Origin of the sequence: Micromonospora sp. NPDC005205, from assembly GCF_040608275.1 — a bacterium.
In the GTDB taxonomy this organism is placed as follows: domain Bacteria; phylum Actinomycetota; class Actinomycetes; order Mycobacteriales; family Micromonosporaceae; genus Micromonospora.
This window is the reverse complement of sequence record NZ_JBEXHV010000024.1, coordinates 18,018-38,507: the sequence shown is the minus strand read 5'-3', so window position 1 is coordinate 38,507 and position 20,490 is coordinate 18,018. Positions and strand designations below refer to the sequence as shown.

Here is a 20,490-nt window from a genome sequence, read left to right as displayed (position 1 = left end):
GACGCCACGGCGACGCCCCCTGGTCCGGACGCGTAGATCACGCGGACGGCGACCAGTGGGCGTCGCGGGGAGCGTCAGGAACCGATGGCGTGGTAGCCGCCGTCGACGTGGACGATCTCGCCGGTGGTGGCCGGGAACCAGTCGGAGAGCAGCGCCAGGCAGGCCTTGGCCGCGGGCTCCTGGTCGGTGAGGCTCCAGCCCAGCGGGGCCCGCTCAGCCCAGGCGTCCTCGAACTGGTCGAAGCCGGGGATCGACTTGGCGGCGATGGTCCGCAGCGGCCCGGCGGCGACAAGGTTGCTGCGGATGCCCTGCTTGCCCAGGTGCATCGCCAGGTAGCGCGACGCCGACTCCAGGCCGGCCTTGGCCACGCCCATCCAGTCGTAGACCGGCCACGCCTTCGTCGCGTCGAAGGTCAGGCCGACCACCGCGCCGCCGGGCGACATCAGCGGCAGCGCCGCCATGGCGAGCGACTTGTACGAGAAGGTGGAGACGTGCAGGGCGGTCGCCACGTCCTCCCAGGGCGCGTCGAGGAAGCCGCCACCCAGGCAGCTCTGCGGGGCGAAGCCGATCGAGTGCACGACACCGTCGAGGCCGTCGACGTGCTCGCGTACCCGGTCGGCGAGGCCGGCCAGGTGTTCGGTGTTGGTGACGTCCACCTCGATGACCGGTGCCGGCTCGGGCAGCCGCTTGGCGATCCGCTCGACCAGGGAGAGCCGGCCGTAGCCGGTGAGCACGACCTGCGCGCCGTTCTCCTGGGCGAGCTTCGCCACCGAGAAGGCGATCGAGGCGTCGGTGATGACACCGGTGACGAGCAGCCGCTTACCGGCGAGCAGTCCGGACATCGCTGATTTCCTCCGTAGTCAAAAGGGTTAGTGGCCCATGCCGAGGCCGCCGTCGACCGGGATGACGGCGCCGGAGACGTACCCGGCGCTGTCGGACGCCAGCCAGGTGACCACGTCGGCGACCTCGTCCGGGCTGGCCATCCGGCCGGCCGGGATGGACTTGAGGATCTCCGCCTTGCGGTCGTCGGTGAGGCCGGCGGTCATGTCGGTGTCGATGAAGCCGGGCGCCACCACGTTCGCGGTGATGTTGCGGCTGCCCAGCTCCCGGGTGATCGAGCGGGCGACGCCGACGAGGCCGGCCTTGCTGGCGGCGTAATTGACCTGCCCGGCGCCGCCGGCGAGGCCGACCACCGAGGAGATGAAGATCATGCGACCCCACTTGGCGCGGAGCATCTTGCCGGAGGCCCGCTTCGCGACCCGGAACGCGCCGGTGAGGTTGGTGTCCACCACGTCGGTGAACTGCTCCTCGGTCATCCGCAGCAGCAGCGTGTCGGCGGTCATGCCGGCGTTGGCGACCAGCACCTCGACCGGCCCCAGCTCGGCCTCGACGGCGGCAAAAGCGGCGTCGATCGAGGCGGCGTCGGTGACGTCGGCGCGGACGCCGAACAGCCCTTCAGGCGCCTCGCCGCTGCGGTGGGTGACCGCCACCCGGTCGCCCTGCTTGGCGAAGGCCTGCGCGATGGCCAGGCCGATCCCCCGGTTGCCCCCGGTCACCAGCACGGTGCGAGCCACTGTTCCCCCTTGCGATGGTCAGCACGGACGCGTCGGAGCCTAGGCGTTACCGGCAGGTAAGCGCTAACGGGAGTCGCGTCACACTGGGGTACGACACCGGGATCAACCCCTGGTGGCACGCCTCGTGGCGGGGTCGGCCCGTAGCCTCCGGGTGGTGAACCGGCATCCGATCGCGGTGGCCCTACGGGCCCTGCGGCAGACAGTTCTCGGCCCGGACGTCCGGCCCGAACGGCCGCTGCTGGCCCGGTGGCCCCGGCTGGCGCCGTACGCCGCGCCGGTCGGCCTGCTCGCCGCGCTCGGCCTCTTCCTGATCACGTTGACGGTGGAGAGCGACTGGGGCCTGCCGCCGCCGATCGCGCTCCTGTTCGCGGCGATGACGGTGGCGCCGCTGCTGGCGCTGCCCCGGCGTCCGCTGCTGGCCTGGCGGCTGACGGTGCTGGCCCTGCTGATCTGCACGTTCAACGCCCCGGCCGACCAGGCCTGGCCGTGGACCCCGCCGCTGGCACTCGGGTCGATCGCGGTGGCGGCGGTGGTCGTCGCACGGGTCGACCGCCCGGTGCTGGCCTGGGTGGTGGCGATCAGCACGGTGCCGGTGTTCACCCTGGTCCACCCCGACAACCGGGTCCCGGTCCTGCTGCTGCTCGGCGCGCTGGCGATCGCTGGCGACCTCATCCGGCGCAACCGGCTGTCCCGGCGGGCGCTGGTCGCGCAGACCGAGCTGAGCGAACGCGAGCAGGAACGTCGGGCGGTGCTGGAGGAACGCACCCGCATCGCCCGGGAGCTGCACGACGTGGTGGCCCACCACATGTCGCTGATCGCGGTGCAGGCGGAGACCGCCCCGTACCGGCTGACGGACGTGCCGGCCCCGGCAGCCGCGGAGTTCGTCGCCATCGCCGCGTCGGCCCGTGACGCGCTGACCGACATGCGGCGACTGTTGGGGGTGCTGCGCAGCGAGACGAGCGGGCCGCAGACCGCGCCGCAGCCGGACCTCACCGACCTGGGCGCGATGGTGGACGCGGCACGCCGGGCCGGGCTGCCGGTGACCCTGGACGCCGAGTCGGTGGACGACGACCGGGTGCCCGCGCCGGTCGGGCTGGCCGCGTACCGCATCGTGCAGGAGGGCCTGGCCAACGCGGCCCGCCACGCTGCCCGCGCCGCGGTGCGGGTCACCGTCCGCACCGGTCCGTCCGGTCTGGGGGTACGCGTCGAAAACTCCCCGGCCGACGTCCGACCGACCGATGACGGTGGCTCCGGGCACGGGCTGACCGGCATGCGGGAGCGGGCCACCTCGCTGGGCGGTACGTTCACCGCCGGGCCGCTGCCCGACGGGGGTTACGCGGTGGCGGCCGAGTTGCCGTACGACGCGGAGGGCGGGGACCGATGATCCGGGTGCTGATCGCCGACGACCAGGCGATGGTCCGGCAGGGTTTCGGCGCGCTGCTCGCCGCCCAACCGGATCTGCTGGTGGTGGGGGACGCCGCCGACGGCGCGCAGGCAGTGGCCGCCACCCGCCACCTCGACCCGGACGTGGTGCTGATGGACGTGCGGATGCCGGTCATGGACGGGCTGGAGGCCACCCGCAAGCTGCTCGGTGACCGGTCGACGCAGCGGCCCCGGGTGCTCATCCTCACCACCTTCGACCTGGACGACTACGTGTACGAGGCGCTGCGCGCCGGGGCCAGCGGGTTCCTGCTCAAGGACGCCCCGGCGGCCGACCTGGTGCAGGCGGTGCGGGTGGTGGCGGCCGGGGACGCGCTGCTCGCCCCGGGGGTGACCCGTCGGCTGATCGCCGAGTTCGCGGCCCGTCCGGACCGCCGCGGCCCGCGCCCCACCGACCTGGCCGGGCTCACCCCGCGCGAGACCGAGGTGCTGCGGTTGATCGCCCGGGGCCGCAACAACGCGGAGATCGCGGGTGACCTGGTGGTGGCCGAGCAGACGGTGAAGACGCACGTCGGGCGGATCCTGGCCAAGCTGGGTCTGCGCGACCGGGTCCAGGCAGTGGTGCTGGCGTACGAGACGGGTCTGGTGGCCGCCGGCGAGTAGCCCTGTGGAGCCAGCCCGGAAACGGCTCTGCGGGACGACGACCGGGCCCCGCCCCTGGGCGCAGTCTCCCTCCGGATGACATTCCGGAGGGAGACCGTGATGCGACGACGAGGTGCCAGCCGGGTGGCGATGGCCGCGCTGCTCGGCGTGAACCTGGTTCTACCGACCCGACCCGAGCCGGCCACGACGGTGGGGTTCGTCGAGGCGTACCCCGTGACGGCGGCGGCGATGCGCGCGGCCGGCCCCCCGTACGCGGACTGGGCGGCCGACGGACGCCGGTTCCTGCTGTTCGACGAGCGCGGTGACGGCCGCGCGGTAGAGGTTTTCGGCGACCTCGCCGACGCGGACCGGATCGCGGTGCTGGTGCCGGGGGTCGGCAGCACCCTCGCCGACTTCGACAGGGGGTTGGGCGGGGTGGCCCGGCGGGCGCCGGCGGTGCAGGCCGGGCAGCTCTACCGGGAGCTGCGGGCGCTCGACCCGGCGGCGCGGGTCGCGGTGCTGGCCTGGCTCGGCTACGACCCGCCCGACGGGGTCCTGACGGCCGCCGGTGGCGTCAGCGCGCGGCACGGCGCGGCCGGGCTGGGCACGCTGCTCAGAGAACTGGCCGGACGCCGTCCGGCGGCGACGATCACCCTGGTCGGGCACAGCTACGGGGCGCTGGTGGTGTCGCTGGCGGCGGCGGAGGCCCCGGCCCAGGTCACCGACGTGGTCAGCCTCAGCGGCGTCGGCGCCGGGGTGCAGCGCGCCGACGACCTGCCCGGCGGGCGGCGGTTCTGGGCGGCCGAGTCGCCGACCGACTGGATCCGTCGGGTACCGCCGGTGCGGCTGCCCGGCCTGGGTTTCGGCCGGCGACCCGGCGATCCGGCGTTCGGTGCCCGGCCCCTGCCGGTGGGTGGGGTGGCGGGGCACGACGGCTACCTCGCGCCGGGCAGCGCCACGCTGGTCGCGGTGGCGGCGGTCGTGCTGGGCGGCGTCGACACCGACGGGATCGGGGACGCCCGGTGAGCCGGGACCGTGCCGTCGACGCCTTGCGGGCGTACGCCATCGGCGGGGTCGTGCTCGGGCACTGGCTGGTCACCGGGTTGGTGCTGACCGGCGACGGCGGGCTGCACCAGGCCAGTCCGCTGACCGCCCTGCCCGACCTGGCCCCGATGACGTGGGTGTTGCAGACGCTCGGTTTGTTCTTCTTCACCGCCGGGTTCGGCTCGACCCGGTCGCTGGCCCGTCACCCGGGCGGCGCGGGCGGTTGGGTGGCCGGTCGGCTGCGGCGGCGGCTGCTGCTGCCCACCGTGGCGCTTCTCGGTGTGGGGGCCGCCGTGCTGCTCGCCGCGACCGTCGTCGGCACCTCGGACGACACGCTCGCCGTCGCGCTGCGGCTGGCGGTCAGCCCGCTGTGGTTCCTGCTACCGCTGGTGATCCTGGTCGTGGTGACCGGTCCGCTGCGCGTCGCCGTACGCCGGTGGGGGGTGGCCCGGTGCGCAGCGCCGGCGGTGACCGTGGTCGCAGCGGTCGACCTGGCCGTCCGGCTGCTGCCGTCCGGCACCGACCTGCCCCCGGTCACCGTGCTGGCGGCCTGGTCGGTGCCGTACCTGCTGGGAGTGGCGCACGCCGACGGGCGGCTGGATGGCCGGCGGGCGGGCGGCACGTTGGCGGCCGGTGGGGCTGTCGCGCTGGCGGCGCTGGTGGCGCTGGGCTACCCGGTGAGCGCGGTCGGCGTACCCGGGGCCGGGGTGTCCAACCTGAACCCGCCGTCGCTGCTGGTCGTGGCGTTGGCGGTGACCCAGGTCGGGCTGGGGCTGCTCGCCCGGCCGGCACTGCAGCGGCTGCTGACGCGACCGCTGCCGGGCCGGGCGGTGACCGAGGTGAACCGGTCCGCCGTCCGGATCTACCTGTGGCACCAGCCGGTACTGGTGGCGGTGACCGCGCTCACCGCCCGCGGCGGGCTGGCCCTGCCCGGTCTGCACACCGCCCCGGACGGCCCGGGGTGGGTGCTGGCGCGCTGCTGCTGGCTGCCGTTGCTCGCCGTGGTGCTGGTCACCGTGGTGCGGGTGGGTCAGCCGAGGTCGTTTCGGCGGGGCGTACGCGCTGGTGGCGGGTGGCGTCGCCAACCGGGCGGTGGAGGGGCGGCCGACCGGTCGGCCGAGTGCGTTCCGTCGGTACCGCAGGTGTACGATCATCGACGTTCCGGCCCGCCCGACTTGCAGGAGGTGATCGCTGTGCGAGATAGCGATCCTCCCAGTCGTGGCCGGGCCGATGGTCAGTCCCGCTGAGCCACGACTCAGTCTGGTGAGCTGACCCCGCTCCGCTCCCCACCGCGTCGGCAACTGCCGAGGTGAGTGTGCCGCGCCGCCCGATCCCGGGCGGTCGCCGGGAGCCGCCCGGTCACGACTTCGTGTGCGCGTCCCCACCCCCTGCGGTCCGCCCCCGCACGCGGACCGTCCAGCCGCCACCCGGAGCCGTCATGAGCCGCTACGTCGCCCCGCTGGGCTTCACCCTCGCCGCCGTCTGGGTGGCCATCGTCTTCGTGCTCGCCGGTGGCGGTCACTGACCGCTCCGGCCCGGCAGCTCGCGCTGCCTGGTGCTGGTGCCGGCGGCGATCGTCGACCGCCGCCGGCGCAGCCGTTCACAGCATCCGGGACGACCACAGCAGACTGAACGCGCCCGCGCAGAGCGCCAACAGCAACGCCACCCCGGCGTACCACTGGGTCACCTCACGCGGCTCGGTGCGGAACCCGATCGAGCTGCCCATGTCCTGATAGACCTGCTTCAACTCGCTCACCGAGGCCGCCTCGTAGAAGTAACCCTCGGTGGTCTCGGCCAGCTCGGCGAGGGCCATCCGGTCCACCGGCACCCGCTGCAACTGCCCGCCGATGTCGACCTGACCGGTGTCGGTGCCGAAGGCGATGGTGGAGACCGGAACGTTTGCGGCCTGCGCGGCCGCCGCCGCCTCCTCCACCGCCCGACCGGAGGTCCGGAAACCGTCGGAGAGCAGCACGATCCGGGCCGGCGGAATACCCGCCGCGCCATCGGCCGGCACCGACCGGATCGCCTCCAGGCAGGTGAACACCGCCTCGCCGGTCGCGGTCGCCTCAGCCAGCACCAGCCCGTCGATGGCGCTGGTCACCGCGTCCCGGTCCTTGCCCGGCGGCACCAGCACGTTGGCCGCCTTGGCGAACGACACGAGGCCCAGGTTGTAGCTCTCCGGCAGCTCACTGACGAACTGCTTGGCCGCCTCCTGGGCCGCCTCCAGCCGGTTCGGCGCCACGTCGTCGGCCTGCATCGACAACGACACGTCGATGGCGAGCATCACCGTGGCCCGCTCCAGCGGTTCCTTGGTGTCCACAGCGGGACGGGCCAGCGCGGTGGCCAGCACCAGCAGGCAGAGCAGGAAGGCGGTCGCCGGGACGTGCCGACGCCAGCCCAGGCCCTTCGGCGCGACGGTACGCAGCAGGTCCACATTGGTGAACCGCATCGCGTACGCCCGGCGGTGCAACTGCCGCCAGACGTAGAACGCGGCGAGGGCGAAGACCGGCAGCACGGCCAACAGCCACCACGGTTGCAGAAAACGGATCATCGTGTCGTCCCCCGGGTACGCGCGTGCCGCTGCGCGGCCACGAATCGCACCATGTCCAGCAGCCAGTCTCGGTCGGTACGCAGACGCAGGTGGGCCGCGCCGGCGCCGCGCAGGGCAGCGGCGATCGTGGCCCGTTGGGCGGTGGCGGCCTCGGCGTAGCGCTGCCGCAGCCGCGGGTCGGCGGTCTGCACCTCGTGCAGCTCGCCGCTCTCCGGGTCGACCACCGGCAACACGCCCACGTCGGGCAACTCCAGCTCACGCGGGTCGACCACCTCGATCGCCAGCACGTCGTGGCGGACGCGCAGCTTGCGCATCGGCCGCGCCCACTGCTCGGCCGGCGCGAGGAAGTCCGAGACCACCACGGCCACCCCACGACGGCGGGGCGGACGGTTGAGCATCTCGATCAGGGCGCCCAGATCACCACGGCCGGGCTGGATGGCGGTGCCGGCGACGGCACGCAGCAGGCCCTGCGCCTCCTTGCGCCCGGAGCGGGCCGGCAGCCGGGTGAGCACCCCGGGCCCGGCCGGCGGTGGTACGCCACGCCAGCGTCGGACCGGGGCGGACACTCCGCCACCGGTGCCGATCACGGCGCCGATCCGGTTACCCCCGCGCACGGTCAGGTGGGTGATGGCAGCCGCGGCGGCCACCACCACCTCCCGTTTGAGCCACTGCCCGGTCCCGAAGTCCAGGCTGGCGGAGAGGTCCAGCGCGAGCCAGGTCTCCAGCTCCCGGTCGGCGACCGTACGCCGCACGTGCGGTGTGGTGGTCCGGGCCGTGACCGGCCAGTCCATCCGGCGTACGTCGTCGCCGGGGCGGTACTCCCGGGACTCACCCGCCTCACTGCCCGGTCCGGGCAGCAGGCCGGCGTAGTCGCCCTGGAGCAGACCGTCGAGCTTGCGGGTGACGAGCAGCTGAAGCCGGGACAGCACGGCTTCACTACGGTCGGCCAGGGGGGCCGGACGAGGGGTGGGTGAGGTCACGGGCGCTGCCCGGGCCAGCCAGCGCCCGGCGGCGGCGCGATCGACGGCGGGGTGGCCTGCTGCCGGGGAGCGACCGCCGGGAGCGGAATCGTCGACATCACCCGCTGCACGATGTGGTCGGCGGGTACGTCGTCGGCGAGCGCGTCGTAGCTGAGCACCAACCGGTGCCGCAGGATGTCGGGCGCGATGTCCTGCACGTCCTGCGGCAGCGCGTAGTCACGCCCGCGCAGCAACGCCAGGGCACGCGTGGCCCGGACCAGACCCAGCGAGGCACGCGGGCTGGCCCCGTACTGGATCAGTTGAGCGACGTCCGGCATGCCGTGCTCGGCCGGGGCCCGGGTGGCCAGCACCAACCGGACCGCGTAGTCGACCAGGGCGTTGTGGACGAAGACCTGGTCCGCCTTGCGTTGCAGGGCGATCAGCTCCGGGGTGTCGAACACCGCGGTCGGCTCGGGCGCGGCCACGCCCATCCGGTAGACGATCTCCCGTTCCTCCGCGTCGGTCGGGTAGCCCACCACGATCTTCATGAGGAACCGGTCCCGCTGCGCCTCCGGCAGCGGGTAGACGCCCTCCTGCTCGATCGGGTTCTGGGTGGCCATCACCAGGAACGGGTCGGGAACCCGGTGGCTCTCCCCACCGATGGACACCTGCCGCTCGCTCATCACCTCCAGCAGCGCGGACTGCACCTTCGCCGGCGCACGGTTGATTTCGTCAGCGAGCAGGAAATTGACGAAGACCGGCCCCAACTCGACGTCGAACTTCTCGCTCGACTGCCGGTAGATCCGGGTGCCCATGATGTCGGCGGGCACCAGATCCGGGGTGAACTGGACCCGGGCGAAAGACCCACCGACGACCTTGGCGAGGGTCTCCACCGCCAGGGTCTTGGCCACCCCGGGCACGCCTTCGAGCAGGCAGTGACCTCGGGCGAGCAGCGCGACGAACATCCGCTCCACCATCCGGTCCTGCCCGACGATCACACGTTTGATCTCGAACAGGCCCTTCTCCAGCAGAGTGGCGTCCTGCGCTGGTGTGGTCACCGGGGCGGGTGCCGCTCCGTTCGGCGTCGGGGCGTCGGGCATGGTCGGCTGGGCCACCGGTCCTCCACAGCGTTTGTCGGTCGTCGCGGCTCGTGCGGTATCAAGACTCGCACGCCTTGCTGAGTGTCGAGGGAGGGAGAAGCCGATTTCGGGCGCGCCGTCCCCGGCAGCCGATTCGCGCATCTCGGGTGTGCACACACCGGCCTGCCGCGTGTACGATTCACCCCGTCGCCGGGCGGCTCCCCCCGTGGTCGCCCGGCGCTCAAGCTTCCGTCCCGCCGCCCTAGACTGGCCGGGATGAGCACCCCCTCCCCCGCCGACGCCCTGATCTGTTCGGCCCGGGGCTGCCGGACCGTCGCCGTCTGGGCGCTGGAGTGGAACAATCCCCGCCTGCACGACGCCGATCGGCGCAAGACCTGGTTGGCCTGCGATGGGCACCGGGCCAGCCTCGGTGACTTCCTCGACGCTCGAGGCTTCCTGCGTGCCGTCACTCCGGTGCCCGGATCGCCTACGCTCGACGTGTGAGCGGCGACCCTCCGGCTTCCCCCGGCCCCACCTCCCCGTCCTGGCCGCCCACCCCGGCCACCGCACCACCCGGCGTCGACCCGCCGCCCGGCGCGTTCCCCGCACCCGGCACGCTCGGCCCGGAGCCCACCGCGCCGGATGTCTCGACGCCCGCCCCGCTGCCACCGGGTGCGCTGCCACCCGGTCACCGGCCGGCGCCCGCCGCCGACCAGCGCCCACCCGACCTGCCGCCTCCCGGCCTCCTGCCGCCCGACTCCGGCGCGCTGATGACGGCCGTGCCGGGGGGCCGGGGTCCGCTGGAGCCCTGGCCGGACACTGTCAACTGGCAGCCGATCTCCACCGACCTGATCTGGGTGGAGCTGATCCGGCTGGCGATCGTGGTCGCCATCGGGCTGGCGGTCACCGGGGTCGCCTGGGCGTTCAGCGGCCACTGGTTGTTCGGGCTCGCCGTGGCCGTCGTGCTGGTGCTCGGCGCGTGGCGGGCCATCGCGATCGTCCGCGCGGTCCGGGCCTGGGGGTACGCCGAGCGGGAGAACGACCTGCTGGTCCGGCACGGGCTGCTGGTGCGCCGACTCTCCATCGTGCCGTACTCGCGGATGCAGTTCGTCGACGTGAGCGCCGGGCCGTTGGAGCGCGCCTTCGACCTGGCCACCGTGCAGCTGCACACGGCGGCGGCGGCGAGCGACGCCCGGGTGCCCGGGCTGCGCCCGGCGGAGGCGTCCCGGCTGCGCGATCGACTCACCGCGCTCGGCGAGGATCGGGCGGAGGGGCTGTGAGCACCCGCGCGGGCAGCCGCAGACCACACCGAGGGCCGCTCCGATGAGCGACGGGCCCGCCGAACCGAGCACCGTGCCGCCCACCGGCCCGACACCACCGGGGCCGTTGCTGCCCGCTGGCACGGCTCCTGATGGCGCGACACCGCCTGGACGGGTGCCGCCTGGCGCGGCACCTGATGGGCCGGTGCCGCCCGGGGCTCCCGCGCCGTGGCCGGCACCACCGGGCGGTGGCGAGGGCGAACCCCGGCAACGACTGCACCCGCTCAGCCCGGTGCTGCACGGCGCCAAGTCCCTGGTCGTGGTGATCGCCGGGCTGTCCTGGTCGACGCTGTCGCGGGTGGGCTTCGGCTGGTTCGCCGCCATGGTGGCGGTGCTGGCGCTCGGCGCGACAGTGCTGTCGGTGATCAGCTGGTACAACACCGGCTACCACGTCGTCGGCCGGGAACTACGGGTGTACGAGGGGCTGCTCTGGCGGCGTACCCGGGCCATCCCGTTGGAACGGTTGCAGGCCGTCGAGGTGGTCCGGCCGCTGCTCGCCCAGCTCACCGGCCTGGCCGAGCTGCGCCTGGAGGTGGTCGGCGGAGGCAAGACCGAGGCGCCACTGGCGTACCTCGGGGTGGTCGACGCGGCAGTGCTGCGCGAACGGCTGCTGGTGCTGGCCGGGCGGGTGGCGCAGCAGCCCGTACCCGGCGACGCGGCGGCCCCGGTGGCCCCGGGTGCGACGGCGCCCCCGGCGGCCGTACCGGGCCGGCCACTGCACGCGGTGAGCAACCAGAACCTGCTGATCAGCCAACTGCTCACTCCCCAGGCGTTCCTGCTCCCGTTCGGTGTGGCCTTCGTCGGGGTGCAGTTCCTCACCGCCGGTTCGTGGTCGTTCGTCGCGGTGGCGAGCACCCTGACCGCGATGGCGGGTGTGCTGCTGCAACCGATCCGCCGCGTCCTCGACGACTGGAACTTCCGGCTGGCCCGCGACGGCGGCACGCTGCGGGTGCACAACGGCCTGCTGGAGACACGGGCGCAGACCGTGCCGCTGGAGCGGGTGCAGACAGTGCGGGCCACCTGGCCACTGTTGTGGCGGGTGAAGGGCTGGCTGCGGCTGCGGCTGGAGGTGGCCGGTTACTCCGTCGCGGAGGCCGACGACCGTAACCGGCCCGACCGTCTGCTGCCGGTCGGCGACCTGCCGACGGCGACGATGATCGTCGCCGAGGTGCTTCCCGGGGTACGCCTCGACGCTCTCCCGCTGAGCCCGCCGCCGCGCCGGACCCGTTGGCTGCACCCGCTGGGCCGTGCCGCGTTCGGCGCGGGGCTGTTCGAGCGGGTGTTCGCCACCCGGTCGGGGCGGCTCACCCGGCAACTGGTGATCGTGCCGTACGCCCGGATCCAGAGCGTGCGGGTGGTCCAGGGGCCTATCCAGCGCCGTCTCGGGTTGGCCACCGTGCACGCGGACACCGCAGGCGGCTCCGGCGCCACTGCCCAGGACCGCGACCTGGCCGAAGCCTGGGCCCTGGCAGCCGACCTGACGACAAGAGCCCACCAGGCCCGCACCACCCCCCAACCCTGACCCCCACCCCCTCCCCCCGTGACCGCCTGGCCCGACCCTCTCCCCTCGCGGTGATCATGAAGTTGTTGCCCCGACACGCCGCACGGGAGGGCAATAACTTCATGATCAACGGGGTCGGGTGGGGGCCTTGGGTGGGGGTTAGTGGTCGGCGGGGACCTGGGGGTGGGTGGTGGCGCTGTTCGGTTCGCGGGGGGTTGGGGGGTCGGGCTGAAGGGTCGGGGGGTCGGCGGGGTCGGGGGGCGGTTGCGTTCCGGGCTTCGGGTGGCGGACACGCCACGCCGCCCAGCCGCGCTCCGCCAGACCGACCACCAGGAAGGTAAGCCCCACGTAGGCCCAGCCGACCAACACGTCGATCACGTAGTGCTCACCCGAGTAGACCAGGGTGAAGGTCATCGCCAGCGGGTACGCGAGCAGCAGCGGCCACCAGCGACGACGGGTGGCGGTCAGGAAGAACAGCACCACGAACAACGCCCAGGCGGTGTGCAGCGACGGCATCGCGGCGACCGGGTTGGAGGCGATCTGGCCGGCGTTCAGGACGTTGCCGGCGCCGTGCATGCCGAACGCCTTCCAACCCCGGGTGGAGATCCGGGCAACCTCGGTGAGCAGGCCGTTCTGCGCCGCCCACCAGGGCGGGGCCGCCGGGTAGATGAAGTAGGTGACCAGGCCGGCCGCGCAGAGGAAACCCCACCGCCGCATGTACGCGGCCCAGCGGTGCCGGTCGCGCATCCAGAGCACCGCGGCGGCGGCCAGCGCCACCACGAAGTGGGAGAAGTACACCCAGCTCGCCGCGACATCCCACCAGTGCACCTGCGGGTGGTAGAGGTGCTGCTGCAACCAGACGGTGGGCACCTCACCGCCGGTGGCCCAGCCGAACATGAACCGGTCGGCGACGATCAACTCCATCGCGTGCGGCGTGGCCCCGTTGTCGGCGAACCCGCGCGAGAGGTTGTAGATCACGAACAGCAGCACCACCGGCACCCAGTCCCGGGCGAAGCGCAGGTGGCTACGCCACGGCCGATCGCTGTTCCAGGCGATGGTCGCCAGCCAGATCCAGACGAAGGCGTACGCCGGGTCGGTGGGCAGCCCGATGGCCAGCCACGCGGCGACGAAGGCGACCGCCCAGACGGTCATGGCGACGACGCGCCGACGACCCCCGTCCGGGGACGCGGGCGGGTCGGTCCGGGCGGGGGGCTGGGGGTCAGTCGCGACGGCCATCGGGGTCAAGGTTAACGACGGGTACGGCATCGACCGACGGGGACCACCCGTTGCGCGTCCGGCGTGGTCGCGTCCGGATCGTCGGGCGCGTGCTCGACGGGTCCAGCGAGCACCTAGGCTGACGACCATGCAGGAGCAGCCCGAGCCGGCCTTCGCGCCGGGTCTGACCGCCCAGGTCGAGTTGACCGTCACCGACGCGGATACCGCCCAGGCGGTCGGTTCCGGGGACGTACCGGTGCTCGGCACCCCCCGGGTGCTGGCGCTGGCCGAGGCGGCCACCGTCGCGGCGACGGCAACCGGGATGCCGCCCGGTTCCACGACGGTGGGCACCCGGGTCGAGTTGGAGCACCTGGCGCCGACAGTGGTCGGCCGGACGGTCCGCGCGCAGGCGCTGCTGGCGACCGTCGACGGTCGCCGGCTGTCGTTCGAGGTCACGGTCAGCGACGGCGACCAGACGGTGGCCCGGGGCCGGGTGGACCGGATCCTGGTCGACCGGGGACGCTTCGTCGAACGGGCCGGGCGGGCGTCGTGAACGCCGCTTTCGTCGAGGTCGCCGACCGGGTGCACGTGCTGGCCGAACCGCTGCTGCGGGTCAACGTCACACTGGTCGTCGGCGACGACGAGGCGCTACTGGTGGACACGCTCTCGTCGGCCGCCCAGGCCACCGAGCTGGCCGCGGCCGTCCGGGCGGTCACCGACCGTCCGCTGACGCTCGTCAACACCCACCACCACTACGACCACTGCTTCGGCAACGCCGTCCTGGCCGGCAACCCAACCCGCCCGGTGTACGCGCACGAACTGGCCGCCGCCGCCCTGCGCGAGGAGCCGGAGCGGCTGCGCCGGGAGGCGTACGAGGAGTTGCGCACGGAGCACCCGGCGCTCGCCGCCGAGCTGGCCGACACCCCGCTGCTCGCTCCCACGCACACCGTGCACGTCGAGACGGTGCTCGACCTGGGCGGTCGACAGGTGCTGCTGCGCCACCCCGGGCGGGGGCACACCGAGGCCGACCTGGTGGTGCACGTGCCGGACGCCGACGTGCTGGTGGCCGGGGACCTGGTGGAGCAGAGCGGCCCGCCCGCCTTCGAGGACTCGTACCCGTTGCGGTGGCCGGACGCGGTCGCGGACCTGCTGCGACTCACCACCGCGCGCACTGTGGTGATCCCGGGCCACGGCGACCCGGTGGACGTCGACTTCGTCCGGGCCCAGCACGCGGAGCTGGCGAAGCTGGCCTGGCTGATCCGGGCCGCGCACACCGGCAGCGCCCCGCCGGAGCGGGTGGCCGCCGAGGCCCCTTTCGGGGCCCGCCCGGCCCTGGTCGCCGCCCAGCGCGGCTACCTGGAACTGAACGGCACGGCCTGACGGCCTACACCGAGGTGCGTCGCCACTGCTGGTTGGTGCCGGTGCCACACGTCCACTGCACCGCGCGGGCACCGTCGGTGGTGGCGGAGTTGAGCACGTCGAGGCACTTGCCGCTGTGCCGGGCGACGAGCTGCACGTAACCCGTGCCGAGGTCCTGCACCCGCCACTGCTGGTTGGTGCCGCCGTTGCAGGTCCACTGGGTGACCCGTACCCCGTCGGCGGTGGCGCCCGCGCCGCCGTACACGTCGAGGCACTTTCCGCTGTGCGCGCTGACCACCGTCTGGTAACCCCCACCCGCGTCCTGGAACCGCCACCGCTGGTTGGGCTGACCGTTGGCGGCCCACTGCACCACGTCGGCACCGTCGGTGGTCGCGCTGTTGTTCACATCCAGCAGCTTGCCGCTGTGCCGCGCGGTGAGGGTGTACGCGCTCGGCACCGGCACCGTGGTGTCCGGGGCGAGCCGGTACAGCCCGGCGCCGTGGGCCGGGAGCGACCGGGTGAGGGTTCCGGTCGCCGTGCCGAGGGCCGCGCCGGACCACAGGTCGGTCACGGCGGCCGACCCGATCCCGAGGTCGGCGAGGTTCACCGACACCTGCACCGCGCTGCTGTCCCTGTTGAACAGGGCGACGTACCGCTGGTTGCTGCCCGGCACGTCGGCGACCCACACCTGCCGGCTGCCGCCGTAGAGCTGACGGTTGTTCGCGCTGTTCTGGTTGACTCTCAGGACCGCAGCGTTGGTCATCAACGCCAGCTCGGCGGCGCGGTTCTCGATCAGGTTGCCGCCCCACATCAGTGGCGCCCGGTTGATCGCCCACAGTGACATCAGGGTGCGCTGCTCGTCGGACGTCAGGTTGGAGTATCGCGGCGACCCGACCGGCCCGTACTTGGAGAGCCGGCCGATCGGGATCATGTCGGCGTCGGGCCAGGCGCCGGTGGCGCGGTACGGGGTCCAGTTGCGCAGTTGGTCGAAGAGCGCGTCCAATGACGACCAGTTGTCCCACAGATCGTTGACGATCCGCCACATGTGCGCGTTGGCCTGGACGTGTGCGCCGCTGGACAGCGAGGTCGGGCCGGGCGAAAGGCTCAGCACCATCGGTCGGCCGCTGCGCTGGATGGCCGTCCGGTACCCCTCGACCTCCGACTGCCGGTACGTCGGAGCGGCGATGTCGTCCACCTTCACGTAGTCGACACCCCAGGACGCCAGCAACTGGAACATCGAGTCCAGGTAGGTCTGCGCGCAGGGGTTGGACATGTTCAGGCCCCACATGAGGTTGAGCCAGGCCGCGGTGGTGGTGTTGTTGATCTGGTTGGCGCGGCAGGTGGTGCCGAGGATCGGTACGTTGTCGGCGACCGCCTGGCGGGGAATGCCCCGCATCAGGTGGACGCCGAACTTCAGCCCCTTCGCGTGGACGTAGTCGGCGAGCGGCTTGAACCCGTTGTCACCGGCGGCGGAGGGGAACCGGGTGGTGTCCGGCAGCAGCCGTCCGTTGGCGTCCATCCGGAGCCGGGGTTGCAGGTTCGCGTCCTGGTTGGGGCTGTTGTTGTGTTGACCGGGGTAGTACCAGGCCCAGTCGATCACCACGTACTCCCAGCCGAACTGCCGCAGGTTCGTGGCCATGTAGTCGGCGTTGGCCCGGACGTCGGTCTCGGTGACCCGCCAGTTGAACGAGTCGTAGCTGTTCCACCCCATCGGCGGGGTGTCGGCCACCCCGTTGTCCCACGCGGCCGCCCGCTCCGGCGGGTGGGCGACGACCATCCCGGCAGCCACGAGCAGCATGACCAGTAGAGCCGCAACCTGCCGGAACGCCAGAGGTACCAGAACCACCCGCATCAGAACCTCCCCGACGACGCCAACGTTTCCATCGCGCGTCATCGATGTTAACGTTCACAAATCCCCGAGGTCAACCCTCTCCCCCGCCGCACACCCCCGCCTCCCGCCCGCCCCGCCCGAGCGCGCGATCTTGCACTCTGTGCGGGGTGAAAGCGGGGCGAAGCTGACGAAACGTCAACAGAAACTGCAAGATCGACGCCGGGGAAGGGGCGCGGGCGCGGGGCGTGGGGTTGGGGTTGGGCGGGTTGGGGTTGGGGCGGGTTGGGGTTGGGGCGGGTTGGGGTTAGGTGTTGAAGCGGTTTTGTACTGCGGTGCGGGTGGGCATGGCGGTGGCGCCGCCCGGGGATTCGCAGACCAGGCCGGCCACCCGTAGCGCGAAGGCCACCCGCTCGGTCCAGCCCGACGGGCTGTCCGGCTCGCCGTCGACGAGCAGGTCGGCGATCAGCGCGGCCATCACCGAGTCACCCGCGCCGGTGGCGTCGATCGCGTTGACCTTGGGGGCCGGCACCCGGACCGGGTCCGCGTCGGCGGCAGCCAGCACCGCACCGGCCGCGCCGAGCGTCACCACCACGGTGGCCGCCCCCAACTCACGCAGGTACGCCGCCACCCCCTCGACCGGCTCACCGGGATAGAGCAGCAGAGCGTCGGCGGCGCTCAGCTTGACCAGGTGCGCGCCGGCGGCGAACTCGGCCACCACCTCGCGCAGCCCCTCCAGCGCGCCCGGCCCGTTCAGCAGCCGGGGACGTACGTTCGGGTCGAAGACCCGCAGGCCGGCGGCGAGCGACCAGGCACGGCGGGCGGCGGCGAGCGTATCGGGTCGGAGCAGCACTATCGAGCCGCAGTAGAGCACGTCGGCGCCCTCCAGCAACGCCAGGTCCAGATCGTCGGGACCGAGCAGTCCATAGGAGGCCGGCTCGCCGTAGAAACGGAAGTCCGGCTCCGGCCCGGCGTACGTGACCACTGCGAGCGTGGTCGGCGCCGGGACCGTGATCGCACCGGCCACCCCGACGTCGGCCGCGGTGAGGAAGGCGCGGATCCGACCGCCCAGCGCGTCGTCACCGAGCGAGCCGACGAACTGTGCCGCACCGCCGAGGCGGGCCACCCCGACGGCGACGTTCAGCGGCCCGCCGCCGATGGCCTGCCGATAGACCCGCTCCCCGTCGAGCTCGCTGTCGAGCAGGTCGACGAGCGCCTCACCGAGCACCACCGCGTATCCCATGCCGATCCTCTCGTCGTCGCCACCGGCCGCCGATCGCCGAGCCGATCTCCGTGGCACCAGGCTGGCACAGCGCACGGCCCGATGGGCGCCGAAGGCCACGCACCGCCGGGCGCGCTACCCCGGCCGGTGGATCGGCCCGTCGAGTACCGCGAGGGGGCGACCGGTGCCACCCCACCGGGCCGCGACGATCTGCGCGGCCACACTCACAGCGGTCTCCTCGGGGGTACGACCACCGAGATCCAACCCGATCGGGGAGGCGAGCCGGGCGAGCTGCGCCGGGCTGAGCCCCGCCTCGCTCAACAGCTTGTGTCGCTCGTCGTGGGTACGTCGTGAGCCCATCGCGCCCACGTACGCCAGCGGGTGGCGCAGCGCCAACTCCAGCAACGGCACGTCGAACCTGGGGTCGTGGGTGAGGACGCACACCACCGTCCGCTCGTCGAGCCGATCGGCCGCCAACTCGGTACGCAGGTAGCGGTGCGGCCACTGCACCACCACCTCGTCCGCCTCGGGAAAGCGCCGCGCGGTGGCGAAGACCGGCCGGGCGTCGCAGACGGTGACCCGGTAGCCGAGGAACGCGCCGATCCGGGCCACCGCGGCGGCGAAGTCGATCGCACCGAAGACGATCATCCGGGGCGGGGTGGCGTACGCGGTCACGAAGAGGCTGACGCCGCCGCCTCGGCGCTGCCCGTGGTACCCGTACCGGAGCATGCCGCTGTGCCCGGCGGCGAGCAGCCCGAGGGCGTCGGCGCCGGCCGCGTCGTCGAGCCGGTCGTCACCGAGCGAGCCGACGGACCGCTGGCCGGTCAGCACGAGCCGCCGGCCGAGCCGCCGGGCCGGGTCGGTCGGTGAACTGCCGGCGTCGGCGGGTGGATCGTCGTTGGCGTCGGCGGCCACGCAGGTGACGATCGCCGCCGGGTGGCCGCCGCTACGGGCTGCGGCGACCGCGTCCAGCGCCGGCAGGGCGCTCGCGTCGACGCGCTCCACGAACACGTCGAGGATGCCGCCGCAGGTCAGGCCCACTGTGTACGCGTCGTCGTCGCTGATTCCGTAGCGGCACAGCTCGGGTTGGCCGGTGTCCAGCACACGGCGGGCGCGTTCGTAGAGATCGGCCTCGACGCAGCCGCCGGAGACGCTGCCGATGACCGTGCCGTCGGTAGCGACCACCATGGCGGCGCCGGGTGGCTGCGGGGCGGAGTGCCAGGTGGCCACCACGGTGGCCAGCGCGACCGCCTCGCCGTCGCGGCACCGGCGGTGCACCTCGTCGAACACGTCCGGCACCGGCGGCCGCCTCCCCGTCCCCGCTCCCCGTACGCAGGATATGACGTCCAACGACGACCGGCGGGTCTTCTCATACATCGAGGAATGACTATTGCGCTCGGCCTCCGCGGCGTGGTGGGATGACGCGTACCGGGCGGTGCGAGGGCTGCGGCGCCGCCGGTTGCCGGGTTGGTTAGACGCGAGGGCACCGGTCCAGGACAGGACCGTCGACGGCGCACGTCCACCGGCTGTTTTCCGCCGAGGCACGTCGCCGTGATCGTCGCACCGCTCACGACAGCGGGGCGATCACGCCACATCCCACCCGATTGCGGCGGGGCGGCTCAGCCAGCGCCCCTCGCGAGTCAGGAGAACCTGTGAACCGTTCCCGTATGGCCGCCTTGCTCACCGCGGCCATGACCCTCGCGCTCGGCGCTGTCGCCCTGGCATCCACTCCACAGCCGGCCGCCGCGCACGGCGCGGCGATGACGCCCGGCAGCCGCACCTACCTGTGCTGGCAGGACGGCCTCAGTACGACCGGTGAGATCAGGCCGACCAACCCCGCGTGCTCCGCCGCCGTGGCCCAGAGCGGGACGAACTCCCTCTACAACTGGTTCAGCGTGCTGCGCTCCGACGCTGGCGGCCGGACCACCGGCTTCATCCCGGACGGGCAACTGTGCAGCGGCGGGGCCACCGGTTTCCGCGGCTACGACCTGCCCCGCACCGACTGGCCGCTGACCCACCTGACCGCCGGGGCACGGTTGGACTTCAAGTACAGCAACTGGGCGCACCACCCGGGCACGTTCTACTTCTACGTGACGAAGAACAGTTGGAGCCCGACCCGGGCCCTGGCCTGGAGTGACCTGGAGGAGCCGTTCCTGACGGTGACCAACCCGCCGCAGCGCGGCTCGGTCGGCAGCAACGACGGGCACTACTACTTCAGCGGCAACCTGCCCTCGGGCAAGAGCGGCCAGCACATCATCTACTCCCGCTGGGTCCGCGCGGACTCACAGGAGAACTTCTTCGGCTGCTCCGACGTGGTCTTCGACGGTGGCAACGGCCAGGTGACCGGCATCCGGGGTGGCACGACGTCGCCGACCCCCACGCCGACCACGCCGACGCCGGGTCCGACCGACCCGCCGCCGACCACCACCCCGCCGCCGGCCGGTGGCGCCTGCACGGCCAGCTACAAGGTGTCGGGTTCCTGGCAGGGTGGCTTCCAGGGCGATGTCACGATCACGAACAACGGCAGTTCGGCGTTGTCCGGCTGGACCGCAAGCTGGACCTGGCCCAACGGGCAGGCGATCAGCCAGATCTGGGGCGCGACACAGACGTCGTCCGGCTCGTCCGTGACGGCGACGAACGTGGCCTACAACGGCACTGTCGCGCCGTCGGGGACCGCGACGTTCGGCTTCCTGGCCAGCTCCACAGGGACCAACGGCGTCCCCACGGTGAGTTGCGCCGGCCGCTGAGGCCCAACCCCGGCTAGATGATCAAGAGGTTTGCGTCACCTGGAGCAACTCGGGTGACGCAAACCTCTTG

20 protein-coding genes are annotated in these 20,490 nt (G+C 73.0%); 11 read left to right on the top strand and 9 right to left on the bottom strand.

Annotated elements, in window-relative coordinates; translation table 11 throughout:
* Nucleotides 1-74: 74 nt before the first annotated feature.
* Complete coding sequence (gene fabI, locus ABZU43_RS29650) at nucleotides 75-842, bottom strand: enoyl-ACP reductase FabI (protein ID WP_088949179.1); 768 nt, start codon at nucleotides 840-842, stop codon at nucleotides 75-77.
* A gap of 27 nt (nucleotides 843-869) precedes the next feature.
* A complete protein-coding gene (fabG, locus tag ABZU43_RS29645; protein ID WP_355009692.1) occupies nucleotides 870-1,574 on the bottom strand; it encodes a 3-oxoacyl-ACP reductase FabG in 705 nt (234 codons plus the stop codon).
* A 154-nt stretch (nucleotides 1,575-1,728) separates the two neighbouring features.
* Here fabG and ABZU43_RS29640 point away from each other — a divergent pair, with 154 nt between their 5' ends.
* From ABZU43_RS29640 to ABZU43_RS29620, 5 genes are all read left to right on the top strand, one after another.
* Nucleotides 1,729-2,958 (top strand): histidine kinase, encoded by a 1,230-nt coding sequence (locus tag ABZU43_RS29640; RefSeq protein ID WP_355009691.1) that lies wholly within the window; start codon nucleotides 1,729-1,731, stop codon nucleotides 2,956-2,958.
* Entirely contained in the window at nucleotides 2,955-3,617 is a 663-nt protein-coding gene (locus ABZU43_RS29635; RefSeq protein ID WP_355009690.1) for a response regulator transcription factor, read from the top strand. Before ABZU43_RS29640 ends, ABZU43_RS29635 begins: the two co-directional genes overlap by 4 nt.
* Before the next feature lie 99 nt (nucleotides 3,618-3,716).
* Nucleotides 3,717-4,622 (top strand): alpha/beta hydrolase, encoded by a 906-nt coding sequence (locus ABZU43_RS29630; RefSeq protein ID WP_355009689.1) that lies wholly within the window; start codon nucleotides 3,717-3,719, stop codon nucleotides 4,620-4,622.
* Nucleotides 4,619-5,887, top strand: a complete 1,269-nt coding sequence (locus ABZU43_RS29625) for an acyltransferase family protein (protein ID WP_355009688.1) — start codon at nucleotides 4,619-4,621, stop codon at nucleotides 5,885-5,887. Before ABZU43_RS29630 ends, ABZU43_RS29625 begins: the two co-directional genes overlap by 4 nt.
* A 62-nt stretch (nucleotides 5,888-5,949) precedes the next feature.
* A complete protein-coding gene (locus ABZU43_RS29620; protein WP_196925116.1) occupies nucleotides 5,950-6,165 on the top strand; it encodes a hypothetical protein in 216 nt (71 codons plus the stop codon).
* A gap of 75 nt (nucleotides 6,166-6,240) precedes the next feature.
* On the opposite strand, the gene ABZU43_RS29615 is transcribed toward ABZU43_RS29620, so the two are convergent.
* The 3 genes from ABZU43_RS29615 to ABZU43_RS29605 are packed head-to-tail and all read right to left on the bottom strand — an operon-like array spanning nucleotide 6,241 to nucleotide 9,265.
* Nucleotides 6,241-7,191: a VWA domain-containing protein gene (locus ABZU43_RS29615; protein WP_238682141.1), complete on the bottom strand. Its 951-nt coding sequence runs from the start codon at nucleotides 7,189-7,191 to the stop codon at nucleotides 6,241-6,243.
* Nucleotides 7,188-8,189, bottom strand: coding sequence for a DUF58 domain-containing protein (locus tag ABZU43_RS29610; protein WP_355009732.1), 1,002 nt, complete (start codon nucleotides 8,187-8,189; stop codon nucleotides 7,188-7,190). Before ABZU43_RS29610 ends, ABZU43_RS29615 begins: the two co-directional genes overlap by 4 nt.
* Nucleotides 8,168-9,265, bottom strand: coding sequence for a MoxR family ATPase (locus ABZU43_RS29605; protein WP_196924350.1), 1,098 nt, complete (start codon nucleotides 9,263-9,265; stop codon nucleotides 8,168-8,170). The genes ABZU43_RS29610 and ABZU43_RS29605 overlap by 22 nt, the downstream gene beginning before the upstream one ends.
* A 240-nt stretch (nucleotides 9,266-9,505) precedes the next feature.
* Between ABZU43_RS29605 and ABZU43_RS29600 the strand changes: the two genes are divergently transcribed.
* The 3 genes from ABZU43_RS29600 to ABZU43_RS29590 all read left to right on the top strand — a co-directional run bounded on the left by ABZU43_RS29600 (nucleotide 9,506) and on the right by ABZU43_RS29590 (nucleotide 12,070).
* The gene (locus tag ABZU43_RS29600) at nucleotides 9,506-9,733 is read left to right on the top strand and encodes a hypothetical protein (protein ID WP_355009687.1); all 228 of its coding nucleotides are present in this window, start codon (nucleotides 9,506-9,508) and stop codon (nucleotides 9,731-9,733) included.
* Nucleotides 9,734-9,999: 266 nt separating this feature from the next.
* On the top strand, nucleotides 10,000-10,509 hold the full coding sequence (locus ABZU43_RS29595; protein ID WP_355009731.1) for a PH domain-containing protein: 510 nt from the start codon (nucleotides 10,000-10,002) through the stop codon (nucleotides 10,507-10,509).
* 43 nt (nucleotides 10,510-10,552) lie between these two features.
* Nucleotides 10,553-12,070: a PH domain-containing protein gene (locus tag ABZU43_RS29590; protein WP_355009686.1), complete on the top strand. Its 1,518-nt coding sequence runs from the start codon at nucleotides 10,553-10,555 to the stop codon at nucleotides 12,068-12,070.
* Between the two features lie 138 nt (nucleotides 12,071-12,208).
* On the opposite strand, the gene ABZU43_RS29585 is transcribed toward ABZU43_RS29590, so the two are convergent.
* Nucleotides 12,209-13,285 (bottom strand): phosphatase PAP2 family protein, encoded by a 1,077-nt coding sequence (locus ABZU43_RS29585; RefSeq protein ID WP_355009685.1) that lies wholly within the window; start codon nucleotides 13,283-13,285, stop codon nucleotides 12,209-12,211.
* 127 nt (nucleotides 13,286-13,412) lie between these two features.
* Here ABZU43_RS29585 and ABZU43_RS29580 point away from each other — a divergent pair, with 127 nt between their 5' ends.
* Together ABZU43_RS29580 and ABZU43_RS29575 are read left to right on the top strand one after the other, a co-directional pair.
* Nucleotides 13,413-13,817: a hotdog domain-containing protein gene (locus ABZU43_RS29580; protein WP_030488289.1), complete on the top strand. Its 405-nt coding sequence runs from the start codon at nucleotides 13,413-13,415 to the stop codon at nucleotides 13,815-13,817.
* Nucleotides 13,814-14,644 carry an MBL fold metallo-hydrolase gene (locus ABZU43_RS29575; RefSeq protein WP_355009684.1) on the top strand — a complete coding sequence of 277 codons (831 nt, stop codon included), beginning with the start codon at nucleotides 13,814-13,816 and terminating at the stop codon, nucleotides 14,642-14,644. The genes ABZU43_RS29580 and ABZU43_RS29575 overlap by 4 nt, the downstream gene beginning before the upstream one ends.
* A 4-nt stretch (nucleotides 14,645-14,648) precedes the next feature.
* On the opposite strand, the gene ABZU43_RS29570 is transcribed toward ABZU43_RS29575, so the two are convergent.
* From ABZU43_RS29570 to ABZU43_RS29560, 3 genes are all read right to left on the bottom strand, one after another.
* The gene (locus ABZU43_RS29570; RefSeq protein ID WP_355009683.1) at nucleotides 14,649-16,475 is read right to left on the bottom strand and encodes an RICIN domain-containing protein; all 1,827 of its coding nucleotides are present in this window, start codon (nucleotides 16,473-16,475) and stop codon (nucleotides 14,649-14,651) included.
* Between the two features lie 283 nt (nucleotides 16,476-16,758).
* Nucleotides 16,759-17,694, bottom strand: a complete 936-nt coding sequence (locus ABZU43_RS29565; RefSeq protein ID WP_355009682.1) for a carbohydrate kinase — start codon at nucleotides 17,692-17,694, stop codon at nucleotides 16,759-16,761.
* Nucleotides 17,695-17,808: 114 nt separating this feature from the next.
* Nucleotides 17,809-18,972 carry an XdhC/CoxI family protein gene (locus tag ABZU43_RS29560; RefSeq protein ID WP_355009681.1) on the bottom strand — a complete coding sequence of 388 codons (1,164 nt, stop codon included), beginning with the start codon at nucleotides 18,970-18,972 and terminating at the stop codon, nucleotides 17,809-17,811.
* Between the two features lie 368 nt (nucleotides 18,973-19,340).
* Between ABZU43_RS29560 and ABZU43_RS29555 the strand changes: the two genes are divergently transcribed.
* A complete protein-coding gene (locus ABZU43_RS29555; protein WP_355009730.1) occupies nucleotides 19,341-20,420 on the top strand; it encodes a lytic polysaccharide monooxygenase in 1,080 nt (359 codons plus the stop codon).
* The last annotated feature ends 70 nt before the right edge of the window (nucleotides 20,421-20,490 follow it).